Source organism: Capnocytophaga sp. G2, from assembly GCF_035282625.1.
Classification (GTDB): Bacteria; Bacteroidota; Bacteroidia; order Flavobacteriales; family Flavobacteriaceae; genus Capnocytophaga.
Genome location: NZ_JAYKBU010000002.1, coordinates 76,532 through 92,196, shown reverse-complemented (window position 1 = coordinate 92,196; position 15,665 = coordinate 76,532). Strand labels below are relative to the sequence as shown.

Genomic DNA, 15,665 nt, shown 5'->3' with positions numbered 1-15,665 from the left:
ACATTATCTCTAAAGAATCCATAACAATACAGGCTTTTTGCTTTCCTGGAGCATGGTATCCAAAAGTTGCATAAATGCATTAGAGACGGCAGGGCAACCCCAACTTAGGGGACTATAACGAGGATAAATCTCCCTATCGGCGACAGCCTCCCAAGAATGTAATACAATCACTCGCTTCTGAGCATTGTTATTACTTGTTTCCAAACCTTGTAGCCAATACTTTACCTTGATACCCCACGAGCTATAATCTCGCTTTCCTATTTTATATTTGCCCTTAGCTGAACAATGGCTATTGGCTTGATTACTGTATTTGGCTACTTCAAATTTGTTAGGATTGGGTTCTTTTACATCACAGCTACCATGAGTAACCAACTTCTCATAAAGGTTCTTCTCTTGCTTGAAATCATACACAAAAAAACGGTTTTTGCCCGAATGTAAACTCAGATCAATCAAGAAATAGAAATCCTCATTCATTTTATGTGCCTTGCAGTAAGCCAGTGCTTGAGTATGCTGTAACGTATAGTCCTTTGCTAAGGGCTGCGCTGTGGAGGATTGCCCCTGATGACAACCAAAGCAAAAAATAAAACACAAGGGAAATAAAAATCTTCTCATTATGATAACATTCATTTTTCACTGCTTACTTATCTTCTCGCTCAGGCGACTTTACTTTTTACTTAAATAATTAGTGTATTCTTGGCTAAGTCCACAGGTTTCCAAGAGTTGAGCAAGCACCTTATCCATTTCGAAGAGGGCTTGGTAACATTTTATTTCAATGGAGGCTAAGTAGAGGTTCGCATCGGCGACATCAGTGGAAGATGAGAGTCCTTCCGCAAAAGCCTTATTCCTTACCCGTACCAATTCCTGAGCGAATTCTAAGCTTTTTTGTAAACTTTGAAGCTGTTCACGCTGTTTCTCTATCTCCGTATATTGTTTTTTCACTAAAGTTTGTATGTCTTTTTCAGCCTGAGCGGTAATGAGCTGCACACTTTCACGTTGGGCTTTTGCTTGTTCTATCCTATTCTTATCGGAGAAGCCATTAAAGAGATTCCACTGTAGACCGACGCCTACCACCCAGTTATCCGGTTCAGTGATAGGAAGGTTTTTTGACCATAAATATTTTTTACCAATAAGGGCTACATCGGGCAGGAAAGCGGCTCTCTGTGCCTTCACATTCTGGTCGGTAAGTTGTTTTTTAAGTCGGGCTTGTACAATAAGCGGATAGTTTTCCTTGGCTTGCTGTTGATAGTAATCCACAGGTTGCAGGGGAGCCACTTCAAACAGGGAAGAAGAAAGGGTCGTAAGGGGAGGAAGCTGTTCACCAATAACTCCATAAAGGGCAGTTTGTGCCAGTTCTATATCCTTCTGGCAAGCAAGTACTTCGCGTTGTGCATCGGTAACGGCTTTCTTGGCTTGCATGGTTTCCACAGGAGCCACCATACCATTTTTCTCAAACTTTTGAGCATTACCATAGTGCTGTTCAGCTGTTTCGAGAGCTTTCTGTCGTACTCGTAGCGCTTCTTGGGCTAATTGTACTTGAAAGTAACGTTCTGCTAGTTCGGAGATTAGCATATTCTCTGTTTTCTGGCTTTCTACTTTGGCAATTTCACTATTGAGCTTGCTTACCTTATTCCCTACACGTACCTTACCCCCTGCATAGAGTACCCAACGAAGGTCTGCAGAGAGCTTCCAAATATCCTGCTTTTGAAATTCATACCTCCAATCCTGTGCAAAAAGAGGTTGGAGCCTGCCCAATAAAGGTCTGAAAGCTGGTTGTAAAGGGGCAGGAATAGCCCCTGCTAAGGAGGTAAGTCCACTTTGCAAAGGTGTTTTATATTCATTAAAACTTAAAGAAAGAGGGTCACTCAAGTGTGCATAGCTTGCATTAATGCTCAACTGTGGTAAGTACAAACCTCTCATTGATTTTTCTGTATAAGAGGAGGCTTGTGTTTGTTTTTCAACTCCTTTGAGCTTCTGGTTAGCGCCTTGCATACGTGCTAAGGCATCGGAGAAAGAAAGGGATTGAGCAAGGCTGAATGTAGTAACACAAAGAAAAACAAAAGTATATATATGTTTCATTCTGAATACATTTTAAAATAAACAACTTACAAATTATCGGATTGCAAAAATAGAGTAGATTTGTGAAATAAGAAGCTCTTTTTTGCAATAAGTTTTTAAGATAGATTAAAAAGCGTTATTTACCTGAACGAATTACACTGAGGGTTTGCTGAGTAATCCCTAAGAAAGAAGCAATATGCCCCAAGGGAACTCTCAGAAGTATCTTAGGATAATTCTTCAATAACAACTCATAACGCTCCTGAGCAGTTTGGAACTTAATGGCATAAATCCTATCGGAAAGACTCTTGAGAAAAGAAACCAGAAGCATCCGCATAAAACGCTCCAACTGAGGATTATTATTAATAATTTCTTCCACTTGGGCGAATTCTGCCACCCGTACCAAGCAAGGTTCTAAAGCCTCTAAAGCGAAAGGATAAGGCTGGTGAAAATAAATATTCTCTACAGGCATATAGAAATCATTTTCCATATAGAAAGCATGGGTAATATCCTTCTCTTCCTTCGTATAGAACTGTCGCATGATCCCTTCCTCTATATAGAAGACTTCCTTAGAGGGGCTTCCTGCCTTAAGAAGATAGCTATATTTCTTGTACTGCTTAGGAATAAAAAGAGTATCCAATGCCTTAAGGGTCTCATTATCAATAAGTGTTTTCTGATGTATATAGTCAATAAAATTCATAGGGCAAAGATACAAATAATAATGCTTCATAAGTCAAGGAATCATCAATTTTCATATCCCCAACTTATTCTCAGAAACAATTTTTAACTTTTATAAAGAATAATTATCATTATGAGAAAAAATTTAACTTTAAATTCTCTTATTTTTAATGACTTTAGCTTATAGTTTCTTTTTGTATTACACAGATATTTTGTAATTTTGTAGCCCGAAAAATTTACATAGCATGAAAAAAATCTTTATTTTCTTGGGAGTTGCCGCTATCTGTGGTGCTTGTTGTTCTCAAAAGGGGACTATCTCTTCCGCAAACCCCACTCAAGGCAGCAGCCATCAGCTCCTTACCAAAGGAAAACTCTATGCTGCTTTCTTCCAACAGCAAGCCGCTGAATATGACGCCCTATGCTTACAGGCTTTCAATATAGCTCGTTTGAGGTTGGATGAGGCTCTTGCCCAGTCAAGTGATAAGCCTATCGCTATTGTTTCAGATATTGATGAGACCTTCATGAACACTTCCTACTATGCCGTACAATGCGGCAAGGAAAATAAGGAATATGAGAAGAAATCATGGGAAGCATGGACTGCTAAAGGAGAAGCAACCCCACTGGCAGGCTCTTTGGACTTCTTCCGATATGCCGCAGAGAAAGGGGTACACATCTTCTATGTAACCAACCGTTCCACTGCCGAACATGATGGGACTGCTGCAAACCTCAAGCGCTATGGCTTCCCTATTCAGGGAGATGACCACCTTATATTCCGTAATGCTGAAAGAAGCAAGGAAAATAGACGCTTGGAGATCGCCAAAAGATATAATATTGTCCTACTTTTAGGGGATAATTTAGCAGATTTTGACAAGGATTTTGATGTTCCTACTACCCAAGGACGCTTTAATGCCGTAACAAAGAACCGTGAGGCTTTCGGAAAGCGCTTCATTGTGTTGCCTAACCCCTCCTATGGGGATTGGGAAAATGCTGCTTTTGGTGGCAAACCCCTCCCTTTAGAAGAACGTGAGGCTATTATCCTAAAAGTCCTTAAGGACAAACCTTCTATGTAATATCTTTATTTTTCCATAATATTAATCAAGTAAAAGGCTTCTTCTTTACAAAAAGAAGAGGCTTTTTCATTGGACAATAAAGATAGTATTTTCTCTATCTTACAGCACTTTTTACAAAATTTTCTTCTACCTTACCCTATTTTGGCATGCTTTTTGTGAATATCTTTTTACTTCTTCCCTACAAAATCTGTTACAAACCCTTATTTATAAACTTTTAAAATACCGGCTATGAACAGAAACATGACACTCTGGGCAGCTTGTTTGCTCTCTTTTTTAACAAGCTATTCACTATTTTCACAAACCAAACTAAAAAAAATGGACACTAAAGAAATCTATTTTGCAGGAGGATGCTTCTGGGGTACAGAACATTTCTTCAAGCAAGTGCGAGGCGTAGTGGCTACAGAAGTAGGCTATGCCAATGGGAACATCCAGAACCCTACCTACAAAGAAGTTTGCCAAGGCGACACCCAATTTGCTGAAACAGTTAAGGTAGTATACAACCCTACAGAAGTAAGCCTCTCTCAGCTCGTGGAACTCTATCTCAAAACTATTGACCCTACCTCCCTGAACAAACAAGGAAATGACAGAGGTTCACAATACCGTACAGGCATTTACTATACGAATAAAGCTGACCAAACTACAATAAGGGCACACCTTATCGCCCTTGCCAAACAATACAGCAAGCCTATTGTCGTGGAGAACCTTCCTTTGAAAAACTTTTATGCAGCAGAGGGGTATCATCAGGACTATTTGGATAAGAACCCTCATGGTTATTGCCACCTCTCCCCTGCTCTTTTTGAGATGGCTCGCAAAGCAAATCCTAAGAAGGCCCAAACTTCACCCAAAGTTACCTATACTGTTAAGGATAAGGCTACCCTTAAGAAAGAGCTTTCTAACATGCAGTATGAGGTAACCCAAAATAGTGCTACTGAACCACCCTTTCGTAATGAATATTGGAACGAAAACCGTGAGGGCATCTATGTAGATGTAACCACAGGCGAGCCCCTATTCTCCTCTGCCGACAAGTATGATGCTGGTTGTGGATGGCCAAGCTTCACCAAGCCTATTGATAAAAAACTTGTCAAGGAATACATGGACAAATCCCATAACATGCTCCGCACTGAAGTAAGAAGTAAGTTGGGAAATGCTCATTTAGGACACGTATTCACCGATGGACCTAAGGACAAAGGAGGATTACGCTACTGTATCAATAGTGCTTCTCTACGCTTCATCCCTAAAGAAGAAATGGAAAAAGAAGGATACAGCCTATCCTTAATAGGAGGAAAAAGTAAAAACGTAGTTAAGTGAAAAACGAAAAATAAATAATTTTTCACTGTTCACTTCTCACTATTCCATATTTCCCACGATGCTTCTGCTTGGAGGGCAAGCATGGGGTAACCATTAAGGATGGTAGCCCCCTGTGCTTCTCCCTTAGCGAGAAAAACCGTCTTTTCAGGGTTATAGATAAGATCATATAACAAATGCTTATCTGTAACAAACTCATAAGGAATCGGTGGAAAGGCTTGCGTATCAGGGGAGGTACCCAGAGGAGTCGTATTGATAATTAGCAGATGACTCCTGATGATTTCCTCCCCAAGCGATGCGTAAGAGATTGCCTGAGCAGAAGCCTTACGGGAGACAAGTATATAAGGAATTCCCAACTGCTCAAGGGTAAAGATGACTGCCTTACTTGCCCCTCCTGTACCTAGAATCAGTGCTTTATTATGGTGGGGTTTTAAGTAAAGGACTAAGGAATCATGAAAGCCTATATAATCCGTATTATAGCCCTTAAGCTTTCCTGTGGGGAGTACCTTAATGGTATTACAAGCTTTGATGGTCATAAGTTCCTCACTCTGCTCATCAAGCAAAGGAAGTATTGCCTCCTTATAGGGAATGGTTACATTCATACCTACAAGGGTAGGGGTAGTACGGATAAGTGCAGGAAGCTCTTCTATGGTGGGTATATCAAAATTGACATACTCACTATCGGTAATCTGCTCATGAGCGAATTTCTCTGCAAAATATCTCCGAGAGAAAGAGTAAGAGATGTTGCGCCCCACTAAAGCAAATGTTTTCATCGTTTTGAGTTGCTCATTTTTTATTTTTATTATTTATTTCTCGCTCATGCGACTTTCCAGACTATGAGTACTCGCTGGCTATAACTTTTCACTCTTCATTTTTCACTCACATATCCAGCTGTGGGTATTCGCTGGCTATACTATTCACTTTCCCGATAAGTATCCTCTCCTTCCAGAAGTTGTAGATAGCTTTTATACCGGCTCCAGTAGAGCTCATCTCTGTCCAACGCTTCCTTTACAGCACATTGAGGTTCATTCACATGTAGGCAATTATGAAACCGACATTGTTTTTTTAAGGCAAAGAATTCAGGAAAATAATCTCCTATTTCCTCCTTATCAAAATCCACTACTCCCAAGCCCTTAATTCCTGGAGTATCAATAATGCGGGCGTCAAAGTCCAAGTCATACATCTGGGCAAAGGTGGTCGTATGTTGTCCCTGTCCATGTAGCTGGGAGAGAGGTTGTGTTCTAAGGTGTAAGGAAGGCGAAAGGGCATTAATAAGAGTGGTTTTTCCTGTTCCGGAGTGACCCAACACCATCGCCGTTTTCCCTTCCAAACGCTCTTTTACCAAATGGAGATTCTTACCTGTCTGCGCCGAGATACCAATGCACTCATAACCAATATCACGGTACATATATGCCAAGTACTTCACCTGTGCCAGCTCATCAGGGAGATAAGTGTCCACCTTATTCATTAGCAAAACGGCAGGAATACTATAAGCCTCAGCCGTTACCAAGAAGCGGTCAATAAAAGCCGGATAGGTAGTGGGATTATTAAGCGTTACTAAAAGAAATGCTACCTCTATATTGGCAGCAAGAATATGCGTTTGCTTGGAGAGGTTCACCGACTTGCGAATAATATAATTCTCCCGTGGGAGAATCTGGGTAATAACCCTCTGTCCTTCCTTCTCAAAGATCACCCTATCCCCCACGGCAAGCGGATTGGTATTTTTTATTTCCTTAAGGCGAAAACGCCCCTTAAGGCGACATTCATAGAACTGCTGGTCTTCCCCCTTGACCATATACCAGCTCCCTGTGGATTTATAAATGATTCCCCTCATAAATAAAGTGAATAATGAAAAGTGAATAGTGAGACCATTCCTTTTGGAGCACAAAAGTACAACATTTTAGAAGTAAAGTCAAGCAAAAAGATGAAAAGTTATTAACACTTTCTTATTTTATTGATTTTCTTTATCCCAAGAGTATAAAAAGACTACCAACCTTGCAAGTTGGCTCTAAGAGTCTCTGCGGTTTGTCGTCCTGCAACGTAAGGACTTGTGTTGGTGCTGGTTGTGTTGAAGTAGGTAGGGTTGAGTATGTTTCCATTTTGGTCAATTGTGATAGGTTCTTTTCTATTTAGTGAAGGGTGGCTTAGGGTCTCTAACCAACTTGCCTCAAAGCCTTTCCATTGTTTTTGGACGATGAGCTTGAGGATGATGTTTTTCTCCTGTTGGGTAAGCTGTACCTGCTCAAGGAAGAGCTCAAAGGCATGCTCACTGTTAATGGCTTTCTTTGCCTTGCGTATCTTGAGCCATTCGTCAACAAGGTCGGGAGCAAATCCTTCTGCAAGCATAGCCGCTCTGAAATCAAAGGACTTCTCCTTCTTTTGAGCTTCTTTTTCTTTTTGGGCGGAAATTTTTTCTTTTTCTTTTTTTTCCTCTTCCGAAGAGTCATTTAAGGGAGCTTCTAAAAAAGAATTTTCTTTTTGAAAAAAATTTTCTGGAGAAACACACTCTTTTTTTTGTTTCTTTTTGCAAAAAAAAGAAAGAGAATCATTGATATTGTCATTTATATTATCATTTATATTTGCATTGTTATTTATATTATCATTTACATTGTCATTCACATTAGGTTGTTTTAGGTTTTGATTGGGTTGTTTTTTCAAAGCATTTCTATTTCCTTTAGGGGCACCTCCTTTTCTACCATTCTCGAAACGTTGGTTATTGGCATCTAACTGAGGCTTGATAAGGGTAAAAACAGACTGCACTACTGTTGAGAGGTGTTCACTTTCCTCTCCATCAAGGGCATAACGAAGTAAAGCCGAAAGAGCTTCCATCTGTGTTCTCTTGCTTAAAGGAAGGAGCGCTTGATAGAAGCTACGATAGAAAATAAAAGAATCTCTTTTCATTTGCATACGATTTAATAATCAATAGAAAACGTTTTACAATATATTTGTATTATTTGACTACAAAAATACATCTTTTTTGCGGTAATGTCAAGAGAATTCATTACTAAAGTTTTGTTAATAACAAAAGAAGAGAATCCTAAAAAAGGCAATAAGTATTCTCAACTTATTGCCTCTACGAAATGAAAAAGTTCTCTATTTTTAGAGTTTTAACAGTAGTAAAACATTCCTTCGTTAACTATGCTTCTGCAGTGGTCTCTGGAGTCCATTCATTACAAAGCATTCCTTCTGCTGCATGGGATTGGTTCTCACAAAGGGAAGTGTTGTACTTTGCACAGGAAAGACAATCTACTTCATCCTTCAAACTGGGACGCATATTGAAATCGTCACAAGTGTGTTTTACCTCTACTTTGGTATTATAGAGTCTGCATACATTTTCCGCTGTGAGATTCTCACAATTCACACAGCCATTTACAAGTCTGATAGCCATAACTATTTGTTTTTAATGTTAATAATATTTATTTCTATTTTCTGGGTGCAAAGATACGACAACCCTTCTTTAGAAACAAAATAAATTACTCATTTTCAGTTATATATATTTTGAATAAGTAAAAACAACAAACAATGATTAATGATTAATTTTTCATTTTTCACTGTTCACTGTTCACTGTTCATTCACATACCCAGCTTTGGGTACTCGCCAGTTATATTTTTTACTTTTCATTTTTCATTGTCCACTTTTTTTTGTACTTTTGCCACATAGATGAATCAAAAAACCAAAAACTCAAAATGATTAAATTTGTTCTTTCTTCACTTCTTACCTTAATAGGTTCTTTGTATAGCTTCGCTCAATGGCAACAGCACATTGACTATCAAATGGATGTTCAGATGGACGTAAAATCCTTCCAGTACAAAGGCAAGCAGGTAGCCATCTATGAGAACCACTCACCCGATACGCTGCGTACTGTTTTTTACCACTTATACCTAAACGCTTTTCAGCCCAAGAGCCAAATGGATATGAATATGCGTCAGGTACCCGATATGCCCGCTCGCTTCATGCAGAATGTAGGCTCTGAAGAATCTCCTAAATACGAAAGCAAATTAGCTCATCTGAAGGAGAACGAACAAGGATTCATTCACATACGTACCCTCACTCAAAATGGCAAAGTTGCCCCTTATCAGGTAGTAGGAACTATCCTACAGGTAACCCTCCCCGAGCCTATCCTTCCTCATGGGAAGGCAACCCTTGCTATGGACTACACTGCACAAATCCCCACTTTTGCGATGCGTATGGGGCGCAATAACTCCGATGGCGTCGCCCTATCCCTCTCCCAGTGGTACCCTCGTATCTGTGCGTATGACAGCCAAGGTTGGCACCCTTACCAATATATATTCGGCGAGTTCTATGGGGATTGGGCTAACTTTGATGTAAAGATTACCATAGACAAGAATTACCTTGTTGCCGGCACTGGAGACCTGCAAAATGCTCAGCAAATAGGCTTCGGCTATCAGGGCATCAAGCCTGTGAAAACCCACCAGAAGACTCGCACCTGGCATTTCAAAGCCGAGCGAGTAATTGACTTCTCTTGGGCGGCTGACCCTTCCTTTCAGCATGATGTGGTAAAGACCAAGCGTGGAGTAGAACTCCATTTCTTTTATAAGAATTTTCCTGAAAGCTGGAAGAAACTACAGCAAATTATGCCCCAGGTACTGGACTTCTACGAGGAAAAGGTAGGCGCTTATCCTTGGAGCCATTACTCCTTTATCCAAGCTGGACAAGGAGCTATGGAATATGCAATGTGTACCTTTATAGAAGGAGGAAAAGACCCCAATGCCCTTGTGAAAACTGCCTGCCACGAGCTGGCGCACACTTGGTTCCAACATATTTTCGCTATAGATGAACAACAATACCCTTGGTTTGACGAAGGGTTCACCTGTTTCCTACAACTATGGGCAGATGCCGAGGTAGTCAGGAAAGACCCTGTAGCCAATTTCTCCGACTTTCGCCATAAGGCTTTCCTTAAGTATATGAGTGAAAACCATGAAGAAGATCCTTCCATACGGGCGGACTTCTTCGAACGAAGTCGTTCTTATTTTAGTACTGCCTATGCCAAAGGCACCATGTTCGCCTCTCATCTGGATTATATCATCGGACGTAAAGCGATGGAGCGTACCTTCAAGCGCTTTTATAAGGAGTATGCCTTCACCCATCCTACCCCTGAAAACTTTGTACGCTGTGCCGAAAAGGAATCCGGTATGCAGCTCTTTTGGTTCCTCAAGGAGTTCATGCACACCACCCATCACATTAGCTATTGCATTGAGAAGTTGGAAGCCAAAGGCAACAAGACCTTAGTAACCCTTGTCAAAAAGGGACGCATCCCCATGCCTTTGGATATTATCATCATTCCTAATGGACAAAAACCATTCTCCGTATATGTCCCTACCGATCTTACCTTTGGGGAAAAGCCCAATCCGTTCATCAATATGGAGCGCATTGTCCTTCCTGTATGGAACTGGGCTGAAAACACTTACCAGTTTGAACTCAACCTCCCTTCTTCTCAGGTAAGAAACATCAGTATAGACCCTCAAGAGTTCATGGCAGACCCTAACCCTGAATGCCATCACTTAAAAAGTGAAAAATGAAAAGTAAAGTCGCGTGAGCGAGTATGTGGATGAAAATTTAATCCTTAATCATTAACCATTAATCATTATTTTTCGTACTTTTGCCCCAAAAAAAGAATGACCATCACTGAAATACAAAATGCTATTATTGAGGATTTCTCTTTTTTAGAAAGCTGGGAGGATCGCTATGAATATATGATTGACCTTGGCAAGAACCTACCGCTAATTGATCCTAAGTACAAAACAGAGGAATATCTGATCAAGGGTTGTCAAAGCCAAGTATGGCTACATGCCGAGAGCCAAGGAGATCTCCTTACCTTTACTGCCGATAGTGATGCCATCATCACCAAAGGAATTATTGCCATCTTGGTTAAAGTCCTTTCCGGTCAGAAGGCGACCGACATTCTTGCGGCTGATATGAGTTTTATTGACAAAATAGGGCTTAAGGAACACCTCTCTCCTACCCGTGCCAACGGGCTGGTGAGCATGATAGAACAGATGAAACTCTATGCCAAAGCAATCACCTTAAAGAACCATTAAACCATGCCAGAAGAAAAAGCACCTATCAATACCGACCTTATTGGAGAGAAAATCGTTGAGGTACTCCATACTATCTATGACCCTGAAATCCCTGTAGATATCTACGAATTAGGGCTTATCTATGATGTATTCATTAATGAGAATCACGATGTAAAGATTCTCATGACCCTCACCTCCCCCAACTGCCCCGTGGCGGAAGTACTCCCTCAAGAAGTCTATGAGAAAATAAGTAGTATTGATGAAATTAACGAAGTAGAAGTAGAACTTACCTTTGACCCTCCTTGGGGACAGGAGATGATGAGTGAAGAAGCTAAATTAGAACTTGGTTTCCTTTAACCTAAAGCCGATGAGAAAGATAGCTGTTATTCCTGCCCGCCTTGAGGCAACACGCTTTCCTAAGAAACTCTTACAGGACTTAGGGGGAAGAAGTGTTATTGAGCAGACCTATCTTGCCACCGAACGAACCTGCCTTTTTGACCAGGTGTGGGTGGCTACCGACAGCGTGGAAATTGCTCAAAGAATCACCACTATAGGAGGAAGGGTATTCTTGAGCAAAGTAGCTCATAGCTGTGGTAGTAATCGCATTGCTGAAGCCGTAGCGAACCTCCCTGCCGATATCATTGTGAATGTGCAAGGGGATGAGCCTTTTATCCAAAAAAAGAGCCTACAGAGCCTCTTAGAGGTCTTTGACCATGACCCACATAAGCGGATTGACCTTGCCTCCCTGATGATGCCTCTTCTTGAGCAAGAGGAGATCCTAAACCCTAATAATGTAAAGGTGGTAGTAGACCATGAACTATTCGCCCTCTATTTCTCTCGTAGCCCAATTCCTTTCCTAAGAGACCCCAATAAGGAATACACCTATAAGAAACATATAGGCGTTTATGCCTTTCGCAAAGAAGCCTTAATGGAATTCTATCGCCTTGCTCCTACTCCTTTAGAGGAAATAGAAAAGCTCGAGCAATTGCGATATTTAGAAAATGGCAAACGCATCAGAATGGTACTCTCTCCTGTGGAAAACATAGGAATAGATACTCCTGAGGATTTGGAGAAGGCACGGCAATTATGGAAAAATACTTTTTAAATTAATATCCTATTAATCTCTACAGATTATGAAAAAAATACTATTCTTAACCGCAATCCTCTCTGTAATGGGTATAGGTACTGCTCAGAACAGGCAGGAAGCCATTCGTTTACAAAATTTGCAAAAATCCTGGGTTAAAAATATTCCCTTCCAAGCCCTCCCCCTTAGCAGAGGAGCAGGAGAGATTATCCAAGTAGATAGAAATCCTAAGAATCCTTATGAACTCTATGTAGCTTTATCCCATTCAGGGGTATGGTATAGTGATAACAATGGCGCCAGCTTTACTCCTACTTTTACCGATGCCATGTCCCCACAAACTACCGCTATGGCAGTCAATTGGGATACGCGTACCCTTTGGGTAGCTAATCATCAGGGGGTCTTTTTCAAGGAATATACCAAAGATTGGCAAACAACCTCTTGGACAGGTAATGTGAATATTCGCCAAATTACCCTCCTTTCCGATACTTCTGTTTGCCTTAGTGCCTTAGGAGATATCTCTGGAGATAAGGGCGTATTCTGTACTACCGATAAGGGAAAATCCTGGAACCAAACCTTCGGTCAGGTAGGCGTTAATGAGCTAAAGAAGGTACCTTCTGCTCCTGAAACACTCTTCCTCGCTGCTTGGGATATGGAACAAACCCCTTCCAACATCATTCCCGCAGGTAAGAAATCAGGAATCTATAAGAGTAGCAACTCAGGAACTACTTGGGAACTTATGACTGGGGCAGGCTCTGGCTTCCCTCAAGGGAATATCGGGAAAATATCCTTAGCGGTATTCAGCCCTACTTCCCTTTATGCATTGGTAGATAACCGCGAACGTGCCAAGGATGAGGGAGACGATGTGCTTTTCCATAACCTTTCCAATAAGGATTTCCTTGCCTTAGAGGATGAGAGGATTGAACAATACCTCTACAATCATTCCTTACAGAACAAATTCTCTGCCAATAATCTCCGTGAAATAGTACGCTCAGGAGCCGTCAAAGCCAGTGATATTCCTAAGTTCACCGGAGCCCTCCCAAGGGTTATCGGCGCTGAGGTGTATCACTCCGCCGATGGAGGAAAATCCTGGGTGAAAAAAAATAACTCCCCTCTGACCAATGTGTTCTACAGCAAAGGATATGAAGTAGGAGCTCTATGTGTAAATCCTAAGCAAGAGAATGAACTATACCTCTCAGGAATTCCTACACTCAAATCCAACAATGGAGGTATTACCTGGACACTCATCAAGGACAATGACAAAAGTCAAAAGGTGTATCAGCTCTTTGCCGATGAGAGACAAATCATCTTGGTAACCAATCAAGGAATGTTTCAATCCCTTGACCAAGGTCGCACTTGGGCAAGACAAGAAATGCCACAAACGGTTTATGTAACCTCCCTCTCTATCGGAAATCCTAAAGATGCTACCCTCTATGCAAGCATCCTTAACGGTGGGGTACTCAAGTATACCTCCAACCAATGGTTTCTCTCCAGCAATGAAAACGGACGCTTAGTCGTTACCCCTGAAAATAAGCTTTACCTTGCCCAATCATTAGGAAGTATCCTCCCCTTAAGGCAAAGCAAAATCACCCTTCCTTATGATAGAAAAACCAAACAACGTTACCCTTTGCAGACAGCACTTTCTCTTTCCCCTCAAAACAATACCATTCTCTATGCGGGGAGCAATGTGCTATTCCAATCCCTTAACGAAGGCAGACAGTGGAGTGCTATCTCCACAGACCTTACCAATGGAGATAAGGGTGGGATCCTCTCCTATGGTACTATATCCGCTATCGCTGAGTCCCCTTTTCAGTTCGGACTCATCTATACAGGAAGTGATGATGGAATGATTTATACTACCCAGAATGGAGGCGTTTCTTGGCAAATGATTTATTCCTCATTTCCCTCTCCTAACCGAGTAGTTTCATTGCTTGCCTCCAAGCATAACCAAGATCGTGTATATGCTATCCTACAGAATGATAACCACCAAGCCCTTATCTTTCGTAGTAATAATATGGGGAAAAGTTGGGATAACCTTAAGGCAAACCTTCCTGAGGAAACCGTTAATGTTATCGTAGAGGACCCCACCAACGAACAAGTCCTCTATTTAGGTACCGAAAACGGACTCTATGTTTCCTTTGATATGGGCGAGAAATGGCATATCTTTAAGGAAAATCTCCCTCGTACCTCTGTAAGCGCTATTGTGATAAATACCCAAACCAATCAGCTATATGTAGGTACTAAGGGACATGGCTTTTTCACTGCCAATGTAGCCGCTCTCAAGGAAATACGTGCCGCTGTACAAGATCAACTCTTCTACCCACTGAAGGAAACCTATTCCATTCCGTACTCTCCAAAATGGGGAAATGCCCCTAGCCCTTGGCAAGAACCTGAAGTGCCTACCTTATACTTGGAATCTTTTGCCTCAAAGGCAGGTAGCAATATTAAAATAAGTATTGTTAAGGACAAAATTACCCTTTCTAAGTTCACTTACCAAACCAAAATAGGACTTAACTTTATCCCTTTTGATTTGGTCTTTAACGAAGAAGGACGTGTTGCCTATGAAAAGAAACTCTTAACAACGTTCAAGAAGGCAAGCAATGGTAAGTATTACCTCCCTAAGGGTACTTACAGAATTATCTTTGATAGTGATGCCTTTGATGAAGAACGTACCCTTGTTATCGAATAAATTGTGTTTTTCATATTTAGTTTTTGTATTTAGAAGCTCCCCAAAAAGGAGCTTCTGTTATTATACATCATAAAATGTTAAAACTATATAAAATATTCCTTATTCGCTAAGAAAATTGTATCTTTACGGAAAAATCTGAACCAGATGTATAAAGTTTTCTTTGATGATAAAAAGATATTAGTAACCAATAAGCTTAAGAAATCCTATAAGAAAAAATACCGCATTTTCCTCAGTGAATCGGTCTCAGTGAAGGATTTTATCAAAAAAATAGAAGGTTACAGATATGGCAAATTTGTTTTTTATATAGATAAAAAAGAAAATTACTTTGATGATTTTGCCTCTTTTTTTGTCCAAATAGAAGCCGCAGGAGGTCTTGTGCGTGACCATAAAGGGAAAATCCTATTTATCAAACGAAAAGGGAAATGGGACTTACCCAAAGGAAAATTAGAGGAAGGAGAACTCTTAGAGGATTGTGCCCTTAGAGAAGTACAAGAAGAGACAGATGTCTCCCCCTTAGAGCTCTTAGGACTAAGAACCATCACCTATCATATTTATAAGCGAGAGCACCAGTACTACCTTAAGGAAACACATTGGTATAATATGTATAGCGATTACCCTAAAGAATTACACCCTCAAAAGGAAGAAGAGATAGAAATATGTACTTGGAAAAAACCTAAGAAGCTCAAAAAACTTCTGAAGAATTCATTCTCAAGCATCCATGAAGTGTTCAAAGGGGAATACTAAGTTAGTG

Annotated in this window: 15 protein-coding genes; 8 read left to right on the top strand and 7 right to left on the bottom strand. The window is 40.7% G+C overall.

Annotated features, from left to right (window positions below; all coding sequences use genetic code 11):
- Positions 1-9: 9 nt before the first annotated feature.
- The 3 genes from VJJ03_RS02005 to VJJ03_RS01995 all read right to left on the bottom strand — a co-directional run bounded on the left by VJJ03_RS02005 (position 10) and on the right by VJJ03_RS01995 (position 2,752).
- The gene (locus VJJ03_RS02005; RefSeq protein ID WP_323973503.1) at positions 10-612 is read right to left on the bottom strand and encodes a murein L,D-transpeptidase catalytic domain-containing protein; all 603 of its coding nucleotides are present in this window, start codon (positions 610-612) and stop codon (positions 10-12) included.
- Positions 613-663: 51 nt separating this feature from the next.
- Positions 664-2,076 carry a TolC family protein gene (locus VJJ03_RS02000; RefSeq protein WP_323973501.1) on the bottom strand — a complete coding sequence of 471 codons (1,413 nt, stop codon included), beginning with the start codon at positions 2,074-2,076 and terminating at the stop codon, positions 664-666.
- Positions 2,077-2,191: 115 nt separating this feature from the next.
- A complete protein-coding gene (locus tag VJJ03_RS01995; RefSeq protein ID WP_009746470.1) occupies positions 2,192-2,752 on the bottom strand; it encodes a Crp/Fnr family transcriptional regulator in 561 nt (186 codons plus the stop codon).
- Between the two features lie 223 nt (positions 2,753-2,975).
- Here VJJ03_RS01995 and VJJ03_RS01990 point away from each other — a divergent pair, with 223 nt between their 5' ends.
- Positions 2,976-3,800 (top strand): 5'-nucleotidase, lipoprotein e(P4) family, encoded by an 825-nt coding sequence (locus VJJ03_RS01990; protein WP_009746471.1) that lies wholly within the window; start codon positions 2,976-2,978, stop codon positions 3,798-3,800.
- Between the two features lie 240 nt (positions 3,801-4,040).
- Positions 4,041-5,108, top strand: coding sequence for a peptide-methionine (R)-S-oxide reductase MsrB (msrB, locus tag VJJ03_RS01985; RefSeq protein ID WP_009746472.1), 1,068 nt, complete (start codon positions 4,041-4,043; stop codon positions 5,106-5,108).
- 29 nt (positions 5,109-5,137) lie between these two features.
- Here msrB and VJJ03_RS01980 read toward each other — a convergent pair whose 3' ends face one another.
- The 4 genes from VJJ03_RS01980 to VJJ03_RS01965 form a co-directional block, all read right to left on the bottom strand.
- Complete coding sequence (locus VJJ03_RS01980; RefSeq protein ID WP_009746473.1) at positions 5,138-5,878, bottom strand: shikimate dehydrogenase family protein; 741 nt, start codon at positions 5,876-5,878, stop codon at positions 5,138-5,140.
- Between the two features lie 140 nt (positions 5,879-6,018).
- Positions 6,019-6,939, bottom strand: coding sequence for a ribosome small subunit-dependent GTPase A (gene rsgA / locus VJJ03_RS01975; protein WP_009746474.1), 921 nt, complete (start codon positions 6,937-6,939; stop codon positions 6,019-6,021).
- 152 nt (positions 6,940-7,091) lie between these two features.
- The gene (locus VJJ03_RS01970; RefSeq protein WP_323973497.1) at positions 7,092-8,006 is read right to left on the bottom strand and encodes a DUF6291 domain-containing protein; all 915 of its coding nucleotides are present in this window, start codon (positions 8,004-8,006) and stop codon (positions 7,092-7,094) included.
- A 235-nt stretch (positions 8,007-8,241) separates the two neighbouring features.
- Complete coding sequence (locus VJJ03_RS01965; RefSeq protein WP_009746476.1) at positions 8,242-8,493, bottom strand: hypothetical protein; 252 nt, start codon at positions 8,491-8,493, stop codon at positions 8,242-8,244.
- A gap of 299 nt (positions 8,494-8,792) precedes the next feature.
- On the opposite strand from VJJ03_RS01965, the gene VJJ03_RS01960 reads away from it, so the two are divergent.
- From VJJ03_RS01960 to VJJ03_RS01935, 6 genes are all read left to right on the top strand, one after another.
- A complete protein-coding gene (locus tag VJJ03_RS01960) occupies positions 8,793-10,646 on the top strand; it encodes a M1 family metallopeptidase (protein ID WP_323973495.1) in 1,854 nt (617 codons plus the stop codon).
- Between the two features lie 96 nt (positions 10,647-10,742).
- On the top strand, positions 10,743-11,165 hold the full coding sequence (locus VJJ03_RS01955) for a SufE family protein (protein WP_009746478.1): 423 nt from the start codon (positions 10,743-10,745) through the stop codon (positions 11,163-11,165).
- A 3-nt stretch (positions 11,166-11,168) separates the two neighbouring features.
- The gene (locus tag VJJ03_RS01950) at positions 11,169-11,501 is read left to right on the top strand and encodes an iron-sulfur cluster assembly protein (RefSeq protein ID WP_009746479.1); all 333 of its coding nucleotides are present in this window, start codon (positions 11,169-11,171) and stop codon (positions 11,499-11,501) included.
- Positions 11,502-11,511: 10 nt separating this feature from the next.
- The gene (kdsB, locus tag VJJ03_RS01945) at positions 11,512-12,249 is read left to right on the top strand and encodes a 3-deoxy-manno-octulosonate cytidylyltransferase (RefSeq protein ID WP_009746480.1); all 738 of its coding nucleotides are present in this window, start codon (positions 11,512-11,514) and stop codon (positions 12,247-12,249) included.
- 28 nt (positions 12,250-12,277) lie between these two features.
- The gene (locus VJJ03_RS01940; RefSeq protein ID WP_009746481.1) at positions 12,278-14,914 is read left to right on the top strand and encodes a WD40/YVTN/BNR-like repeat-containing protein; all 2,637 of its coding nucleotides are present in this window, start codon (positions 12,278-12,280) and stop codon (positions 14,912-14,914) included.
- Positions 14,915-15,058: 144 nt separating this feature from the next.
- Positions 15,059-15,658: an NUDIX hydrolase gene (locus VJJ03_RS01935; protein WP_009746482.1), complete on the top strand. Its 600-nt coding sequence runs from the start codon at positions 15,059-15,061 to the stop codon at positions 15,656-15,658.
- Positions 15,659-15,665: the final 7 nt, after the last annotated feature.